This is a genomic window from Portibacter lacus, assembly GCF_021533215.1.
In the GTDB taxonomy this organism is placed as follows: domain Bacteria; phylum Bacteroidota; class Bacteroidia; order Chitinophagales; family Saprospiraceae; genus Portibacter; species Portibacter lacus.
Genome location: NZ_JAJNKA010000012.1, coordinates 93,451 through 110,568, shown reverse-complemented (window position 1 = coordinate 110,568; position 17,118 = coordinate 93,451). Strand labels below are relative to the sequence as shown.

The 17,118-nt window shown below is 36.9% G+C and carries 11 protein-coding genes; 3 read left to right on the top strand and 8 right to left on the bottom strand.

Annotated features, from left to right (window positions below):
* Positions 1-2: 2 nt before the first annotated feature.
* Together L2586_RS18485 and L2586_RS18480 are read right to left on the bottom strand one after the other, a co-directional pair.
* The gene (locus L2586_RS18485; protein WP_235294427.1) at positions 3-3,632 is read right to left on the bottom strand and encodes a carboxypeptidase regulatory-like domain-containing protein; all 3,630 of its coding nucleotides are present in this window, start codon (positions 3,630-3,632) and stop codon (positions 3-5) included.
* Positions 3,633-3,743: 111 nt separating this feature from the next.
* Positions 3,744-4,697: an NAD(P)-dependent oxidoreductase gene (locus L2586_RS18480; protein ID WP_235294426.1), complete on the bottom strand. Its 954-nt coding sequence runs from the start codon at positions 4,695-4,697 to the stop codon at positions 3,744-3,746.
* 308 nt (positions 4,698-5,005) lie between these two features.
* Here L2586_RS18480 and carB point away from each other — a divergent pair, with 308 nt between their 5' ends.
* Positions 5,006-7,825, top strand: a complete 2,820-nt coding sequence (gene carB, locus L2586_RS18475) for a carbamoyl-phosphate synthase large subunit (protein ID WP_235294425.1) — start codon at positions 5,006-5,008, stop codon at positions 7,823-7,825.
* A 128-nt stretch (positions 7,826-7,953) separates the two neighbouring features.
* Here the strand turns inward: carB and L2586_RS18470 are convergent, their stop codons facing one another.
* Positions 7,954-9,033: a DUF4837 family protein gene (locus L2586_RS18470; RefSeq protein ID WP_235294424.1), complete on the bottom strand. Its 1,080-nt coding sequence runs from the start codon at positions 9,031-9,033 to the stop codon at positions 7,954-7,956.
* Positions 9,034-9,423: 390 nt separating this feature from the next.
* On the opposite strand from L2586_RS18470, the gene L2586_RS18465 reads away from it, so the two are divergent.
* Positions 9,424-9,864 (top strand): Hsp20/alpha crystallin family protein, encoded by a 441-nt coding sequence (locus L2586_RS18465; RefSeq protein ID WP_235294423.1) that lies wholly within the window; start codon positions 9,424-9,426, stop codon positions 9,862-9,864.
* Positions 9,865-9,929: 65 nt separating this feature from the next.
* Positions 9,930-10,343 carry an Hsp20/alpha crystallin family protein gene (locus L2586_RS18460; protein WP_235294422.1) on the top strand — a complete coding sequence of 138 codons (414 nt, stop codon included), beginning with the start codon at positions 9,930-9,932 and terminating at the stop codon, positions 10,341-10,343.
* 57 nt (positions 10,344-10,400) lie between these two features.
* Here the strand turns inward: L2586_RS18460 and L2586_RS18455 are convergent, their stop codons facing one another.
* The 5 genes from L2586_RS18455 to pheS form a co-directional block, all read right to left on the bottom strand.
* Entirely contained in the window at positions 10,401-11,633 is a 1,233-nt protein-coding gene (locus tag L2586_RS18455; protein ID WP_235294421.1) for an alpha/beta hydrolase, read from the bottom strand.
* Positions 11,634-11,663: 30 nt separating this feature from the next.
* Positions 11,664-12,878 (bottom strand): lytic transglycosylase domain-containing protein, encoded by a 1,215-nt coding sequence (locus tag L2586_RS18450; protein ID WP_235294420.1) that lies wholly within the window; start codon positions 12,876-12,878, stop codon positions 11,664-11,666.
* A 213-nt stretch (positions 12,879-13,091) separates the two neighbouring features.
* Positions 13,092-14,519 carry an Asp-tRNA(Asn)/Glu-tRNA(Gln) amidotransferase subunit GatA gene (gatA, locus tag L2586_RS18445; protein ID WP_235294419.1) on the bottom strand — a complete coding sequence of 476 codons (1,428 nt, stop codon included), beginning with the start codon at positions 14,517-14,519 and terminating at the stop codon, positions 13,092-13,094.
* A gap of 70 nt (positions 14,520-14,589) precedes the next feature.
* On the bottom strand, positions 14,590-15,933 hold the full coding sequence (gene hisS, locus L2586_RS18440; protein WP_235294418.1) for a histidine--tRNA ligase: 1,344 nt from the start codon (positions 15,931-15,933) through the stop codon (positions 14,590-14,592).
* Positions 15,933-16,967 carry a phenylalanine--tRNA ligase subunit alpha gene (pheS, locus tag L2586_RS18435; RefSeq protein ID WP_235294417.1) on the bottom strand — a complete coding sequence of 345 codons (1,035 nt, stop codon included), beginning with the start codon at positions 16,965-16,967 and terminating at the stop codon, positions 15,933-15,935. Before pheS ends, hisS begins: the two co-directional genes overlap by 1 nt.
* Positions 16,968-17,118: the final 151 nt, after the last annotated feature.

Here is a 17,118-nt window from a genome sequence, read left to right as displayed (position 1 = left end):
TTTTAAAAATTGAAAACAATACCTAAAATGATATTCCTAGGCAAGGTATAATTACCTCCATCATTCATTCTCCAGGAGTGAGCTGCTAAAAAGCTATCTACACTCTTACCCGATTCCTCAATTTGTCGTAATCTATCTTGACCAAATCTTGAAACAATATATCCATCATCATCAGGAGATCCTGTTACTGGATAAACACCGATTACATTCCTTCTATCTAATACATTCGTTACCCTAACATAGGTATTGATAAACAAACGATTTTTCATCGCTTTACCTCCAATTACAAAAGTTCTATCTAATCGAGCATCTAAGTTTAGAGACCAAGGAAGTCTTGCCCCATTGATATCTCCTGTATATCCCGATCCACTGAAAGGAGAAGCATTTTGCAATCTAGTGTAAGGTTGTCCTGAAACAGCAACTGCTTGTACATTAAGTCCCATGTTTTCGAAAAGTGGTACACCTCTCACACTAGGTCCATTATATTTCTTTCCAGAACCATATCTATAATCGATACTCGATACAAATCTATGTCGCTCATCGAATGATAGTGGTAATAAAACTCTAATATTTCCTCTTTCCGTACTAACTCCGTTTGCACTTGATCCAGTACCATCCGCAAACTGTAAAGTATAACTTGCAGAAAATTCAATATTATTCGTTCTTCTCAAATCGTATCCGAAAGTGAACCCTTTCGTTGTTCCAAAGTCAATATTTCCATAAGATTGATATTGAGTTACAAATGGTACGAATAAAAAATACCTTCTTTGTATCATATCTCTCATCTCTCTGTAGTAAGCACTTACCTTGATCGCTGAAGAAGTTGATATTTTTTGCTGAAATCCTACCTCAAAATCCACCGTCTTTTCAGGTTTCAAATTTGCATTATTCGCTGGGCTACCTCCAGGATTTAACCTATCTATTTCCGTAAAGAAGTAGTAGTCTAAAGGTGTGAATACATTGTTAGAAGGTGGTCTCTGAACTTTTACATCATAATGAGCAAAGAATCCAGCGTCTGAAGAAATAGGAAAAGAAAAACTCACCCTTGGCATAAAGTTAACCTGTGGTTTATAATCTACGAATGATGAATTTGGATCAAAATCTGGTGATTTGATGTTTTGACCTGGGATCTTATAGGAAGGGAAAACTAATCCACCAGGGAATAGTAAATTTCCCTCTGTTGCTGTTCCACTTGTATTATACCACTGATCACCTTGTCTATATGCAACGACTTCATTAGATTCTTCTCCTGAAACATATACCTTATAATCATTAGAAATAGAAGCTGGTTGCTCTATTCCCGTTCTTGATGAGAATTCTTCAGCATTTTCTATTCCATATATAGAATATGGATCTTCTAAGACTTTGGTATTCGCATCATAATAGTCCACCCTTACACCAACTCTCAGTATTAAGTCTTTATAGCTAAATTTATCTTGAATATAAGCGGCTCCATAGATCGGTTCATTCGCTGCAACAGGAAATGTCCGTCTGTCATTTTCATCACGTGCTGTAAAGAAATCATTAAACGCAGGTTGTGAATTCAATTGATTACCGTAAACATCATATCCATAATAATCAACTCCTATTCCTCCCCAATTTATTAATTCAGAAGCTGAAAACATATCCAGACTCAAGTCACTTGGTTTTAAACCATTGACATTCACATAATCGGTCAATTGTAGTCCGAGTTTCTCTCTGATAGATCTATAAAATAAATTATCTGCACGATCCTCATATCTTCTTTCATACGTTTCAAACGGATAAACGATACCTCCCAAGGTAAGAAAAGTTGTATCCCCACTTAATGTTGTTGTATCCACCCCAGTAAAGTGTGCATTAGCCTGTTGCCCTGCTAATTGCCAAAGTTCCATTGGGTTAATATTATAATTTCTGTTCGCTCGCTGTTCATAAATGAAACCGAATTGGATATTATGTCTATTTTCGATAGAACCATTCGGCAATAGATCAAACTGGGCATTAACATTGACCGTATAAGTATCATTATTAAACTTATTAACGACATTATAATTTCTCCCTACATTATTATAATAGGTAGAACTCCAGATATCTGTAGCTCCTCCAAGTAAGTTTCCATTAACGGTTTGGTATTTAGAAAGAACTGGATTAATGGTTTCATCTCTGATGTATTCTCCGATGGCATTTTCATCATTAAAGTCGATGTGATCAAAAAACACATTAGAAAATAGTTCTTGCATAGTTCCAGTATTCCACTGACTTGTATCTTCTACAACTCCTATAAATGCTGGCGAATCAAACTCTTGATTACCATAAAAACCATAGTCAAAAAGATTCTCACCATGTTTCAAGTCAGCTAGGTTTCTTCGACTATTTTCTACTCCAACCTGAAGAGTATAAGAGGCATTTCTAATAACGGTTCCACTACTTTTTTCTTTATTCTGATCTATACTTTGACGTCCTAGACGATGTCTAAATCTAAAATTTCCTCTGTATTGATCTGTATAGCTATAAGGATTATTCGTCCAATTCAAAAGCGCCCATTGATTACTTGGCGTAAATCTATTCGCTCCATTATTATAACTTCCAGAAAACGAAATGTCTATTGCTTTACTTAACTGTGCGTCGATCTTAGCATTTAGACTTATTGCTTCATTCTCATCGTTCGGACTTGTTGCAAGCGGACTTCCTACATCAGCAAGTGTCAACAATTCACCACTTGGCAGCATTGCTCCATCTAACTCATAAGTAGGATTTTCTTCGAGTTCTCTGATTTTACTTTCCGAAAGGCGATATACACCTGTTGCTGATGGGCTATTATCTTGTGTATAGGTATACTGACCGGACACTCTAAAACCAATTAGTGAGTTTCCTTCTTTGTTCTTCAATATTGGACCACTCATGTTAAAGTTAGCCAGATTATAACCAAATGCGTCTAGATATTCAGATGATTCTAATTCTAGTCCTCCAGAATACTTACTTGATGGCCCTTTAGAAGTAATCGAAATTATACCTCCTGTTACATCTCCATATTTTGCTTCTAAACCTCCAGTAACTACTTGAAGTTGTTCTATTTCAGATGATGGAAGCGTAGATCCAGAAACTCTTATTCCATCTACATAATAATCTGTACCATTAGTCCTTGACCCTCTTATAGAGATTGCTCCACCATCAGTAGAAGTCAGTCCAGCTGTAGTTGCTGCAATTCTATTCACACTTCTAGTAGGAATATTTCTAATTGCTTCAGATGTTACGGTTTTCTGTGATGTGGTATTATCAAAATCTATTAACGGAACCTTGTAATCAACGATTTCTATACCATCTAATACGACACCTTCTTCTTTCAGAGAAAAATCAAGTTTTGTAGACTTTCCGTTTTTCACAACTACACCATTCTCTCTACGGGTAGCAAGTCCGATAAAACTAACTTCTACATCATAAGTTCCTGGATCAATATTAGAGAAAATGTAATTTCCGTCTAAATCTGATTCCGTACCAGAAATTAAAACTCCACCTTTATAAAGGGCTACTGTACCAAAAATTACTGGCTCTAAAGAACCTTCCTCTGTTATCTTCCCTTCTAGAGACGTCTGTGCGTAGGAAGAGATTATTCCGAAAACAAGTAATAAAGTAGAAAGTAAATATCTTTTCATAAATTCCTAATTATAGCTTCTTAGTAAAAAAAGCAAAAACAAAAATAGCATTTTCATTTTCACTACTACAAAGAGTAATGAGATTAATCATCTTTTATCTTAATAAATCCTCTATTTGTCTCCCCTCTTATTCATATGTGCTTGAATTTTACGAATTAAAGTCAAAGCAATCTTCTTCTTTGATTCTTTCGTCCACCCTGCTATATGTGGTGACAAAATCACATTTTCAAACTCATACAATCTTCCATACATCTCCTTTTCTGCCGCAGTAAATGTCTGGGTTTTCTCATTCTCAAATACATCTAAGCAAGCCCCCTTTACTTTTCCTGCTTCTAAAGCAGATATCAAATCATCAATCTTTAAAATCTTCCCACGGGAGGTATTGATAATTATGGGGTTGTTCTTACATTCATCTATGAACTTGAGATCAACAAAATACTTGGTTTCTGGTGTTAGTGGTAAGTGGATACTTATAATTTCACACTTTTCCTTTATTTCTTCTAGGCTGGCTTCTTTAATTAAACGCTTTTCATCACCAAAATGCTTTCTATACTTGTCGTACGCAAATATATTGCACCTAAATCCTTGCAATTTTTCTGCGAATGCTGGACCAGTATGTCCATATCCAATGATTCCAACATTTCTGCCCTCTAGTTCAAATCCTCGATTCTTCTCTCTATTCCACTTAAACGATCTAACTTCTGCATCAGCTCTTAGCATATTATTAGCAAGTGCAAGCAACATTCCCATCGCATGCTCTCCTACTGCGTTACAATTCCCTTCTGGAGCACTAATGACTTCTATGTTTTTCTCCGCTGCATATTCTAAATCAATGATATCCAATCCGGATCCTAATCTTCCTATGAAATGAAGTTTTTCAGCTCTATCGATCATTGCTTTATTCATAATGATCTTGCTATTAATAATGATGCCTTCATATTCACTTATGATCGGTCCCAATTTTTCATAGGCCATTTTAGGAATATAAGTAACTTCGAAATCTAATTGCTCTATTGCTTTAATAATAGAAGGATGAACACCATCAGTAATTAGGACTTTTTTCATAGTTCGGCAAATCTAAAAAAAAGGGATTTATAAAATGACAAAATTACTAGGCAAACTTTATACTATTGTACGATCATCTGATACAAATATTTAAAATTTCAATTTTTCACACCTTTATTAATGAATTTCATAAAAGATTAATCAATTTTATGCAGGATTAATAATTAGTCACAAAGTTAATACAGTCAGGGCTATCCACCCTTTTCCACGAAAATTAAAATAATAATTCAAGTTATTTAATTCCACCTAATTCCTCATTTTATCTTTTTCAACATATATTTGCGCGAACTTGATAAATCCTATCCGGAATGCCTAGAGACAATTCGATTAAATCAGTACTAATTATTGGAAGTGGACCAATTATTATTGGTCAAGCTTGTGAATTTGATTATTCAGGATCCCAAGCTTCTCGCTCCTTAAGAGAAGAAGGAATTGAAGTCAGCTTGATCAATTCTAATCCAGCAACCATAATGACCGATCCTGTTACTGCAGATCACATATATCTAAAACCACTAACACCTGAAAGTATCGAAGAGATACTTGAAGAGCGCCAAATAGATGCCGTGCTCCCTACGATGGGTGGACAAACTGCACTAAACTTGGCCATCGAAACTGGTAAGTTAGGAATCTGGGAAAAGTATGGTGTTCGTATGATAGGTGTAGACCTAGAAGCCATCGAACTCGCTGAAAATAGAGAAGATTTTAAACAACATGTGATCAAACTTGGTCAACATGTCGCTCCTTCTTTTATCGCGAACTCTTTCTTAGAAGGGAAAGAAGCTGCTCAGAAAATTGGTTACCCATTAGTAATCAGACCTTCTTATACTCTAGGAGGAACTGGTGGAGGATTCGTAATGCATAAAGAAGAATTCGACGAGGCTTTGAGAAGAGGTCTGAACGCTTCTCCGACGCACGAAGTATTGGTTGAAAAAGCGGTATTGGGTTGGAAAGAATTTGAATTAGAGCTCTTAAGAGATTCGAATGATAATGTTGTTATTATTTGTACCGTCGAGAACTTAGACCCTATGGGAATCCATACAGGAGATTCCATTACGGTTGCTCCGGCGATGACACTTAGTGATACGGCTTACCAGCAAATGCGTAACGATGCAATTCAGCTGATGAGATCTATGGGGAACTTCGCAGGTGGATGTAATGTGCAATTCGCACAAGATCCCGTTACGGAGAAGTTAATTTGCATAGAAATAAATCCAAGAGTTTCCAGATCATCGGCACTAGCTTCTAAAGCAACAGGGTATCCTATTGCGAAGATTGCTGCAAAATTGGCCATCGGATATAACTTAGATGAGCTCAAAAATCAAATTACTAAAACCACTTCAGCCTTATTCGAACCAACATTAGATTATGTTATCGTAAAAATGCCACGATGGAATTTCGAGAAATTTCACGGCTCAGATCCAGTTCTTGGCCTGCAGATGAAATCAGTAGGTGAAGTAATGGCAATCGGTCGTAACTTTCTAGAAGCGATGCAAAAAGCATGTCAGTCTCAAGAAAACAATAGAAGTGGTCTAGGAGCAGATAAAAAAGAGTGGATCAGAACAGAAGATATTCTGACTAGATTAGAAAGAGCAGGAGATGATAGAATATACAGAGTAAAAGATGCTTTAAGACTTGGCGTTCCTTTGAATACTGTCCAAAAATTGACCAAAATAGATCCTTGGTTCTTAAAGCAAATCAAAAGGCTCGTTAAAATAGAAGAAAGAATTCAGCGATTAAATGTTCCTGAAGATATCTCAGAAGAATTCCTGAGAGAAATCAAAGAACTAGGTTATTCAGATGCCCAAATTGCGTGGTTAATGCGTGTGGGAGAAGATCAGGTAACAAATCACAGGAAGTCACTAAATGTCCGTAGAACCTATAAAATGGTAGATACTTGTGCGGCAGAATTCGAAGCACAGACACCATATTTCTATTCGACATTTGATAAGGAAAATGAAAGTATTCCTACACCAGATAAGAAGAAAATTATCGTACTAGGTTCTGGACCAAATCGAATCGGGCAAGGAATAGAATTTGACTACTGTTGCGTTCACGGGTTAATGGCAATTAAAGAAGCTGGATACGAAGCGATCATGATTAATTGTAATCCTGAAACAGTTTCTACTGACTTTGATATCGCAGATAAGCTTTATTTCGAACCTGTCTTCTGGGAACATATTGAGGAAATCATTGAACTAGAACAACCAGAAGGTGTAATTGTCCAGTTGGGAGGTCAGACTGCATTAAAATTAGCAGAGAAGTTCAAGGAAAGAGGCATAAAAATAATCGGAACACAATTCGATGATATGGATCTTGCAGAAGATCGTGGACGCTTCTCGGATTTACTTAAAGATCTTAACATTCCTTATCCAGAATACGGAGTTGCAGATGATGCTGATCAAGCAATAGAAATTGCTGCTCGTGTAACTTATCCAGTATTGGTAAGACCTTCTTATGTTCTAGGTGGACAAAGAATGAAGATCGTTATTAATGATGAAGAATTAGAAAAACAAGTGCTTACTATTTTCAAGCACATGCCAGATAATAAAGTTTTAATAGATCAGTTCCTAGAAAGAGCGAAAGAGGCGGAAATTGATGCCATCTACGATGGAGAGCAAGTTCACGTTATGGGAATCATGGAGCACATCGAACCAGCAGGTATCCACTCTGGAGATAGCTCAGCAATGCTACCTACATACAGTCTTTCTCACAAGGCCATCGAAACAATGGTGATCTATACTGAGAAACTTGCGAAAGCGCTTAATATCAGAGGACTAATAAATATACAATTTGCAATAAAAGATGATCACGTATATGTGATCGAAGCGAATCCTAGAGCTTCTAGAACTACTCCATTTATTGCGAAGGCATATCAAGTTCCTTTCCTTAGAATTGCAACACATGTTATGATGGGCACTAAGAAAATTAAGGATTTCGAAATTGACAAAAAACTAGAAGGCTACGCTATTAAGGTTCCAGTATTCTCATTTGATAAGTTCCCGAATGTAGATAAACAATTAGGGCCTGAGATGAAATCAACCGGTGAGGCGATTCGTTTTATAAAAGACTTAAAAGATCCTTTCTTTAGAGAATTAGATCGAAACAGAAGTATGTATTTGACGAATTAAGATTTAAACATAAAAGTACTCGCTTTATCGACGTGCTTATAAAAAATAAAAGAGCCTATCTTCATACAAGACAGGCTCTTTTTTTATTGTGTGGCCATTAATTAAATCGCCTTTTTCTTAACTATACCTTATAAAAACTCGACCGTATTCGTCATCAATTCCATTTGCTGCATTAAGTCTCTTTTCTCTTTTCCTGGTGCCATTAAGAAGTCTAAGATAAACAGTAACTTCTTCTGAGATTTATCGATAATTACATAAGCGAAGAATGGCCCACCCATGTAATCTTTAGTCGTTTCCCAAATTCCACGCATTTCATAAGCGTATTGACCATTTATTTCAATGGTATTCGTGTAAAGAGGTAGATCTTCGTCATTCACTACCATATAAGATCCCTCAGTATTAGTCTTCACATAATCTTTCCCAAACTGATTCACTTGTTCTTTCAGAAACTCCTTAGAAAGCTGGTCTTCACTTTCATAGCTTAAGGATTTCAACACCATACCAAAGGTCGATTCTGAAGTCTCTTTTCTGATCCACATCAACTTTTCCTCTTCGTCCCAAAGTGCTTTAATGTAATCTGCTGGAACCTGAACCTTGACTCCGAGCTTCTCCTCTATCTCACTCGAAATAGCTTTGTTATAACCTGCTGCAAAAGTGTACCCTTTAATTTGTTTATAATCATGCTGATAAACCTTCTTGCTTATAGACGGAAAACTTTTGGTAATGTTCTCTATCAATTTTTCTTGATCTTCTCCTACCACATAAAGCATTAATTGACCCATAGCCCACTTATCTCTTCCCACTGTTGTGTTTTTAACACCTTCCTTTTTTATGGTCATAATCTTTTCTTCCCCTAAATCCCTAGCAACAGACTGGACTGTAGGTGAATTCGGGTTGCTCAAGTCAGCTAAAAACAAATAAGTTCTTAACTCTTTACGTAATGGACCAGCTTCTAAGTCATTCGGTGTATAATGTTTCAAGTCAAATATGGATTCCGGCCTCGGAAGCATCGGATAGGCCGCTTCATAAAGCATCCTAAAAGTATCTCCAACGATGCCATCCCAAAGATCTTGGTCTGCAATCACGACCACTTGATTAGCTGTTCCTAAAGCATTAGGGTTCGACTTTAGTTTATTTTGGAACTCTTCACTACATGAAAAGGCCAGAATAATTAAAGAAATATATATGATGATGTTACTTGCTTTCATAAATACAAAATTAGTAAATAATTACTGTTCTTCTATAGATGTTACAAGTACACCTTTTGGTGTGTAGCATATTATCTTTTATAGACTTACTGAATTGACACTCCTTCTCTAGAATAAATTTGAAATAGATGCTGTTCTGCTTGGTGATTATTTAGGTCAATTTTTGATTTATCATCATTAACTAACCCTCCTTTATGTTCAAAAAATCATAGCTCCCCTTCCGACCAATCAAAGAAACACCAACTTAGACCGCCATTTTGGCATATTGATTTAAGATAAAGTGCCTTTATGTCATGCTTTTACAGCCGTTTTCAGCCACTTTGACCTAATTCCTGCTTTGGTACATCGATTGATTATTAACTAGTAAATCAAACAAAAAAAATTAATATCATGTATACAACAAAAAATAACAAGTCAGGAGCTGAAATCTTCCCACAAATTGATCGTGTTTTAAACGAGATTTTTAACACAACAATTAATCATGCAGTTGATGAGAAAAAGAACAAATATTCTCAACCATCAGCGAACGTAAAAGAATTCAAAGATAGATTCGAGATTTATCTAGCTGTCCCAGGAATGGAGAAAGAAGACATTAAAGTAAAAGTTGAAAAAAACGTACTCACCATGTCAGCTGAAAAAGAAGTGGAGCAAGATTCAACTTATAAGCTAACAGAATTCAAGTACGGTACTTTTTCTAGAACTTTCAAGTTACCAGAAACGGTAGATGTTTCTACCATTGATGCGACCCTTAAAAATGGTGTCTTAACCATCCATATCGGCAAGAGAAAAGAAGATATCGACAATGGCCCTAAGGAAATAACCATAGGCTAATCAATAATAATGAGGTGCCACAAGTGCACCTCCCATTTTAGAAAAAAGTTAAAAAACTATATATCATGTATTTAAAAAGAGTTAAGCCATTCGGCGATGAAATATTCAATAGATCTATTTCAGATTTTATAGGAACTGATTATACTGTGAACCAACCAGCGGCAAATATTGTTGAACTTGATGAGAAGTTCATTATTTCATTCGCAACGCCTGGATTAGAGAAGGAAAATTTTACCATTAAAGTGGATAAAAACCACTTAATAGTAGGCGCTGACGTAAAAAATGAAGTAGAATCTGAAGACGGAAAGTTTACAAGAAGAGAATTTAACTACGAATCGTTTAAACGAAGATTTTTCTTACCAAAAACGGTAAATAAAGATCAAATTTCAGCGGAATACAATAACGGAATCCTAACCATTTCGTTAGACAAGAAAGAAGAGGCGAAAGAAAAAGAGGCGATAGAGATCGCAATTAAGTAAGAATCTTTATGGGTTTTGGTAATAGATGGGGGCGAGCTGAATTTTCAGTCTTGCCCCTCATTTTTTATTCATCGACTTGATCCGCTTAATTTTTTCTTTAAATTCCTCATTTCCACTTATTTCATATGCTTTTTCCGTTTCTAATATCGCCCGTTCATACGATTTAATAGAAATGTAATAATCAGCCATCGAACTGTAGACATTTTCATGCTCTGGGTAATACTTCTGATTAATCTTGAAAAACTTATAGGACTTTTCAGGCATTCCCATCTCCAGATTCATATGTCCCAGCATATCTAATAAGTCTTCAGGAAATCCATATACAGGATATCCAAAATGATCAGATAGCATCTTTGTGCGATCTTCTATCATCGTGATTAATTCATCGATAGGTGTTTCTGGATGATTAAACTTAGATGGCGACTGGATGGTATACCAATCAAACATCCACTTCAGACCATCAAACATCGAAATTAAAGGAATGGTACCGTGCAATTCATCCTCATAAAACTTCCACCCAAATCTAAACTCCTCTGACTCCATCTTCTCCGCTAAATTCGCAAACTCAAGATTCGATCTAATGTTAAGACTAAAATCAGAGCGATCATTAACGACCGTTTCTAGCGTTAATTCATCACTAAATCTCGGAATCTCATTCGCTATTCCGAGGTATAAACTTGTATTCTTAAATGGCAACTGATCCAGCTCTGACATTAACTCCTTGAAAAACTTTTGCTGATCCCAGTCGAGCGACGGATCTATTACTAGATAATTTCTAAATTGATTAGTATGCCGCAACATCATATTCAAGGTGAAAAGTCCGCCATAGGAATGCCCGATTAGCGTCCTATAAGGTGTCGTCGGATAATTTTTGTCAATGTAAGGGATAAGTTCCGTAATAATAAATTCTGAAAAATCAGCAGCACCTCCTGAAGCGGAAATATACGGCAAGTCCACTTTAGAAGTTGTGAGATCCAATGTTCGGTTTTCTCGATTAGAAATCCCTACCATGATCATTTCTGGCATAAATCCAGGAGACTCTGCATGTAAGATACTTGCCAGCTGAGGCAAGAAAACTCCACCATCTAGCAAGAACACAACTGGATAAACCACCCCATTACCTTCTTCATAATCGGCAGGCATATGAACCCAAATAGTCTTATCCTTCTTGAATACATCTGAGTACAATTTATCTTCTACTCCTAGCTGAGTTAGATAAGAACTGCTTTGCCCCATAACAATATGGGTTAGCAGAAAGAGGGCAAAAAAAATAGGTGCACGATTCTTCATGCACCTAAATTATTATTTTTTTCTGATAACCTAGTTTAAGTTCAGGCTATTTCTGATACGAGTTGAAATCTGCTTTCTCTTCTCTTTTTTGCTTGATTTCCAATCCACAACTGTAATTCTCTGTCTCGTTTTCACAAGCATTTTCGGATTACTCAACTTCGCTTGCACATCGTCTAACACGATATTTTCTTTCGCATAAATCAGCTCGAAGTTTTCAAGGATATTTCTTTCTACTAGTGGCACGATCGTCACTAATTCCCTTTTCTCAATGAGCTGGGCAGCGACTTTAGTCTCTTCAAGCAAATCTTGCAATGCATCAGGAATCAAAAAATCAAAACCCTGAATCTCTTCTAGATACACGTACATAGCATCAGAAGGCAATTCCAGAATTCTCCCATCTTTACTTCCAGGAATATGATTTCCTAGGTAAGAAGGATTATAATATTTGATTTCCTCTATGTCTAATCCAGTAATTTGGCTGACAGAAGAAAATGTAGTCGCTTCAACAACGATCATCTTCCTAGTCTTCACAAATAATTCATCCGGATAAGTAGGAATTAAATCATGATCATTGTAATAATTCATGAGATAAGTCATTGCGATAAACTTAGGAACATAGTTCCTAGTTTCACGTGGCAAGTAATTCCTAATGGACCAATAATCTTTTCCACCAGACCTTCTCATGGCTTTTCTTACATTTCCAGGACCACAATTATAAGCTGCTAATGCTAAAGTCCAATCACCAAACCTTTCGTGTAGATCCGACAAATAGGTCAATGCTGCTTCTGTAGATTTATCCACATCTTTTCGCTCATCAACATGCTTATCGATTTTCAATCCATACATCCTAGCCGTTGCCCTCATGAACTGCCATAATCCTACAGCACCTACTCGTGAACGAGCTTCAGGTTTAAGCGATGATTCAATAATCGAGAGAAACTTAATCTCCATAGGGAGATTTTTCTGTAGTAGCTTTTGCTCAATGTCAGGAAAATAAACCATTGACCTCCCAATAAGAGTTTCACTACTTTGTCGTTGTGAAACAATATATTGTTGAAGATATTTCTTTACTTCGGGGGTCATTTTCAAGTCCACATCCGCATCGAGACTCTCGAGACGTTGCTCGATCTCATCTAGCGTAAAGGTTCCTATAAAACTGTCGTCTTCAGCGAAAACGCTAAAAAAACACGTAAGGAGGCCTAATACCAAATTTAAACGCCTTAAAGGCAATTTGATTCTGCTCATAGGTAAATAAGTTAATTTAATCGGTTTAGTAAAAGATTAAATCAATATTATAATTTGCATTTAATAATTAAAACAAAATAAAACGCGGGATAACGCCTCATTTTTGCTCTATTTCAGAATTTGGGACCGCAAAGGTACTGGTTTATATTACAATTGCAAATCTCACAACATATTATTAAAATCTCTAATCTTTGGTTAGATGATTTCCAACAACTATGCCATATTTTGCAAACAAGCCGACAAATTGAAAAGATGCTGTTCTTCGAAAGAATTACTTAAAAGTTGTATTCCCGACGACACATTATCTGCGCCTTTCTCTAAAGGAAAACTTAAAGCAGGGATCCCACATAAATTAGCAATCACAGTAAAAACATCACTGAGGTATATACTAACTGGATCCTGATTTGCATCACCTATCTTCCATGGATAATCCATGCTTGTCGGCAATGCAATAACGTCTACTTTAGAAAATAAGCCGTTTATTTCATCTTTTACAATCTTTCGAATCTTTTGAGCTTTCTCAAAATAGGCGTCATAATAACCAGAACTTAAAACAAAAGCTCCGAGCATTATTCTGCGTTTGACTTCTATTCCGAACCCTTCTGTTCTAGAGAACCTATATAACGACTCTAAATCAGAAATGTTTTGTGAACGGTGTCCAAATTTCACTCCGTCAAATCTGGAGAGATTTGTCGACGCTTCCGCGGTAGTTAGAACATAGTAGCTAGGAACTAAGTAATCTATGTTCTCGAATGAAATAGGAACTAACTCATATCCCTTATTTTCTAGAGCCTTGAGCATTTCTTTACTCTTCTCCCTAATTTCAGGATTCATTTTTGGGTGATCGAAAAAGGATTCGATTACCCCAATTTTAATTTTTTTCTCTGAATCAATGGCTGCACTATAAGCTGGAACATCCTTTTGGCTTACCGTACTATCATAATCATCTGCACCAGAAATCACTTCTAGCACCAAAGCCATATCTTCCACCGTATGCCCTACAAGGCCTATCTGATCGAATGAACTAGCATAGGCAATTAAGCCATGTCTAGAAATTCTACCATATGTTGGCTTCATTCCTATCACATTACAGAAAGCAGCTGGCTGACGAACAGACCCACCGGTATCGCTCCCTAATGCAACTAGACAAGTCTTTGCTTGCACAGAAACGGCGGCTCCGCCACTCGATCCACCTGGAATGTAATCTGGATTATCCGCATTCTTCGTAGGACCATATGCACTGTTCTCATTAGAAGAACCCATGGCGAATTCATCACAGTTAGTACTACCGATGATGATTGCATCCTCATCAATTAATCGCTGAACAGCAGTCGAACTAAATAAAGACTTGAAACCCTTCAGCATCTTAGAAGCAGCAGTCACTTCATGGTCTTTGTAACAAATCACATCTTTAATCGATACAACCATTCCAAATAACTTACCTACACTTTCTGGATTTTCAGCATACTTCTTATCTAAATCAGCAGCTCTCTGGAGCGCTTCTTCCCCGAATACATTGACATATATATTAAGGTCCTTAGTCCTTTCGATCTGATCCAAGTAAGATTGGGTAAGAACCGCTAAAGTTAATTCACCAGATGAAATCTTCTCTCTTATTTCACTTAGATTGAATGCTATCATTGTTTTTCTTATTTGGAAGCGAGACCATTATCTATTACTAGGACTAACGCTGCTGAAAATTAATTTTTTATTAGCGGTCAATTTTTGTCAATAGTGCATCAAAATTGACCTCTTCCTGCTCACCAGTCTTCATATTCTTCAGACTCACTACATCTTTATTCATTTCCTCTTCTCCGATGATTGCTACATATTGGACATTAATCTGATCCGCATACTTCATCTGCTTCTTCATCTTCCCGAAATCAGGATACACATCACTGACAATTCCCTTTTCTCTTAACAGGCCTGACCACTTAAAAGCCCTAATATGCTCTTGCGCACCGAATGTTACAAACAAAATATCTGGCGCAACACTTAGCGTTTCAGGAAACTTACCAAGCTCCTCCATCACATCATAGATCCGCTCAGCCCCAAATGAAACACCTACACCTGGCATATTTTTGAGTCCAAAATTACTCGTCAAGTCTGCATACCTTCCTCCTCCACCGATAGATCCCATTTCGGTCTCTAGAGACTTCACTTCGAAAATACAACCTGTATAGTAACTAAGCCCTCTTGCTAATGAAGGATCGAAAACCACTTTATTGTTTGTTGTAACAACATCTAGATATTGGTGAAAGTCTTTTAATTCTTGAATTCCTAATTGACCCATTTCAGAATCCTGAAAGGCTACTTCGAAATCCTCCAAACAACTCGAACCTATCAGTTCTATAATATAGAGTGCTTTTTCATTGGACAAACCTAAACCTTCTAATTGTTCTACTACCTTAGCCTCTCCGATCTTATCCAGTTTATCCAAAATAATAGTCATGGTCATAAATTGATCCGAAAGACCACTTACTTCCGCAATCCCAGCTAGAATCTTACGGTTATTCACCTTAATTTCTACTTCCAGATTCAAAGCCGTAAAAACTTCATCGTAAATTTTCACCAACTCCGCCTCATACATTAATGAGTCCGAGCCCACTACATCTACATCACACTGGTAAAATTCTTGATATCGCCCTTTCTGTGGCCTATCCGCTCTCCATACGGGCTGAATCTGATATCTCTTGAATGGAAATGAAATATCATTCTGATGCATCACCACATATCTTGCAAATGGCACGGTGAGATCATATCTCAGTCCACGCTTAGAAATAGAATGTGCGAACTTCGAACTGTTTCTTTCTTCGAATGCTTGAGCATCACTCTTCTTTAGAAAGTCACCATTATTCATGACTTTGAACAGCAACTGGTCACCTTCTTCACCATACTTTCCAGTCAGTGTTTCTAGGTTTTCCATTGTTGGCGTTTCTATGGCCACGTAAGCATTCTTCTTGAAAACCTTTTCTACAGTTTCAAAAATATATTTTCTTTTCAGCACCTCATTGGGTAAAAAATCCCTGATGCCTTTAGGTAATGACGGTTTCATTATGCGGATACAAATTGTCTGATAAAACGAATATCATTTTCAAAAATGGATCTAATATCACTGATATTAAATCGTTGCATGGCAGATCTCTCGATTCCTATTCCAAATGCATAACCAGTGTAGACACTACTATCGATTCCACAGTTTTCGAACACTTGAGGATCGACCATTCCGCAACCGAGTACTTCTAACCAGCCCGTTCCTTTTGTCAATTTTCGAGAACGCTCATCTGCTGTCCCTAAGTATACATCCATTTCTGCACTTGGCTCTGTAAATGGAAAGTAACTCGGTCTTAGTCTAATATCCGTTTCTACACCATACATCTCACGTGCAAAATAAAGAAGCGTTTGTTTCATGTCTGCAAATGATACATTCTTATCGATGTACAAACCTTCGATCTGGTGAAACTGACAGTGTGATCTAGCAGAAATCGTTTCATTTCTATAAACACGTCCTGGAGCAATAATCCTAATCGGAGGCTGCTGTTCCATCATTGTTCTCGCTTGTACCGAAGAAGTGTGCGTTCTAAGCAATCGGGTAACTGAATTCTTCAAGTAGAATGTATCTTGCATATCTCTCGCCGGATGATCTTCAGGCGTATTCATCGCAGTGAAATTATGCCAGTCATCTTCGATTTCTCTATCTTCAGCTACTGAAAACCCGATCCTACTAAATATTTCGATCATTTCATTCATCACAATGGAGACAGGATGTCTAGATCCTCTTTCTATCGGAAATCCTGGTCGAGTCAAATCTACATTTCCCGCCGCAGCTGAAAGTGAATCTTCCTCCAACTTATCTTTTACTGCCTGGAATTTTTCTTCTGCAGCTACTTTTACTGAATTAACTAGCTGTCCAAATTCCTTTTTCCGCTCTGGTGTCACATTTCTAATTTCACCAAACAAAGGCTTAATTTTATTCTTAGAACCTAGATAGGTGATCCGAAATTGTTCTAATGCGTCCGCTGATTCTGGATTTTCACCTTGAATCTCACTAAGAACTGCGTTTACTTTATCGAAAATTTCCTGTGCCATTTACTTGGATTTATATAAGGGGGCAAAGGTATTAAATATATGCTGAACTGAATATTATCGCTCTTTAAAATTCAAGACCAAAAAAAATTCCTTTTCTTGTCTAAATGATTAGAGAGCAATATCAGGTTAAATCATTACCTTTCGCGTTTAT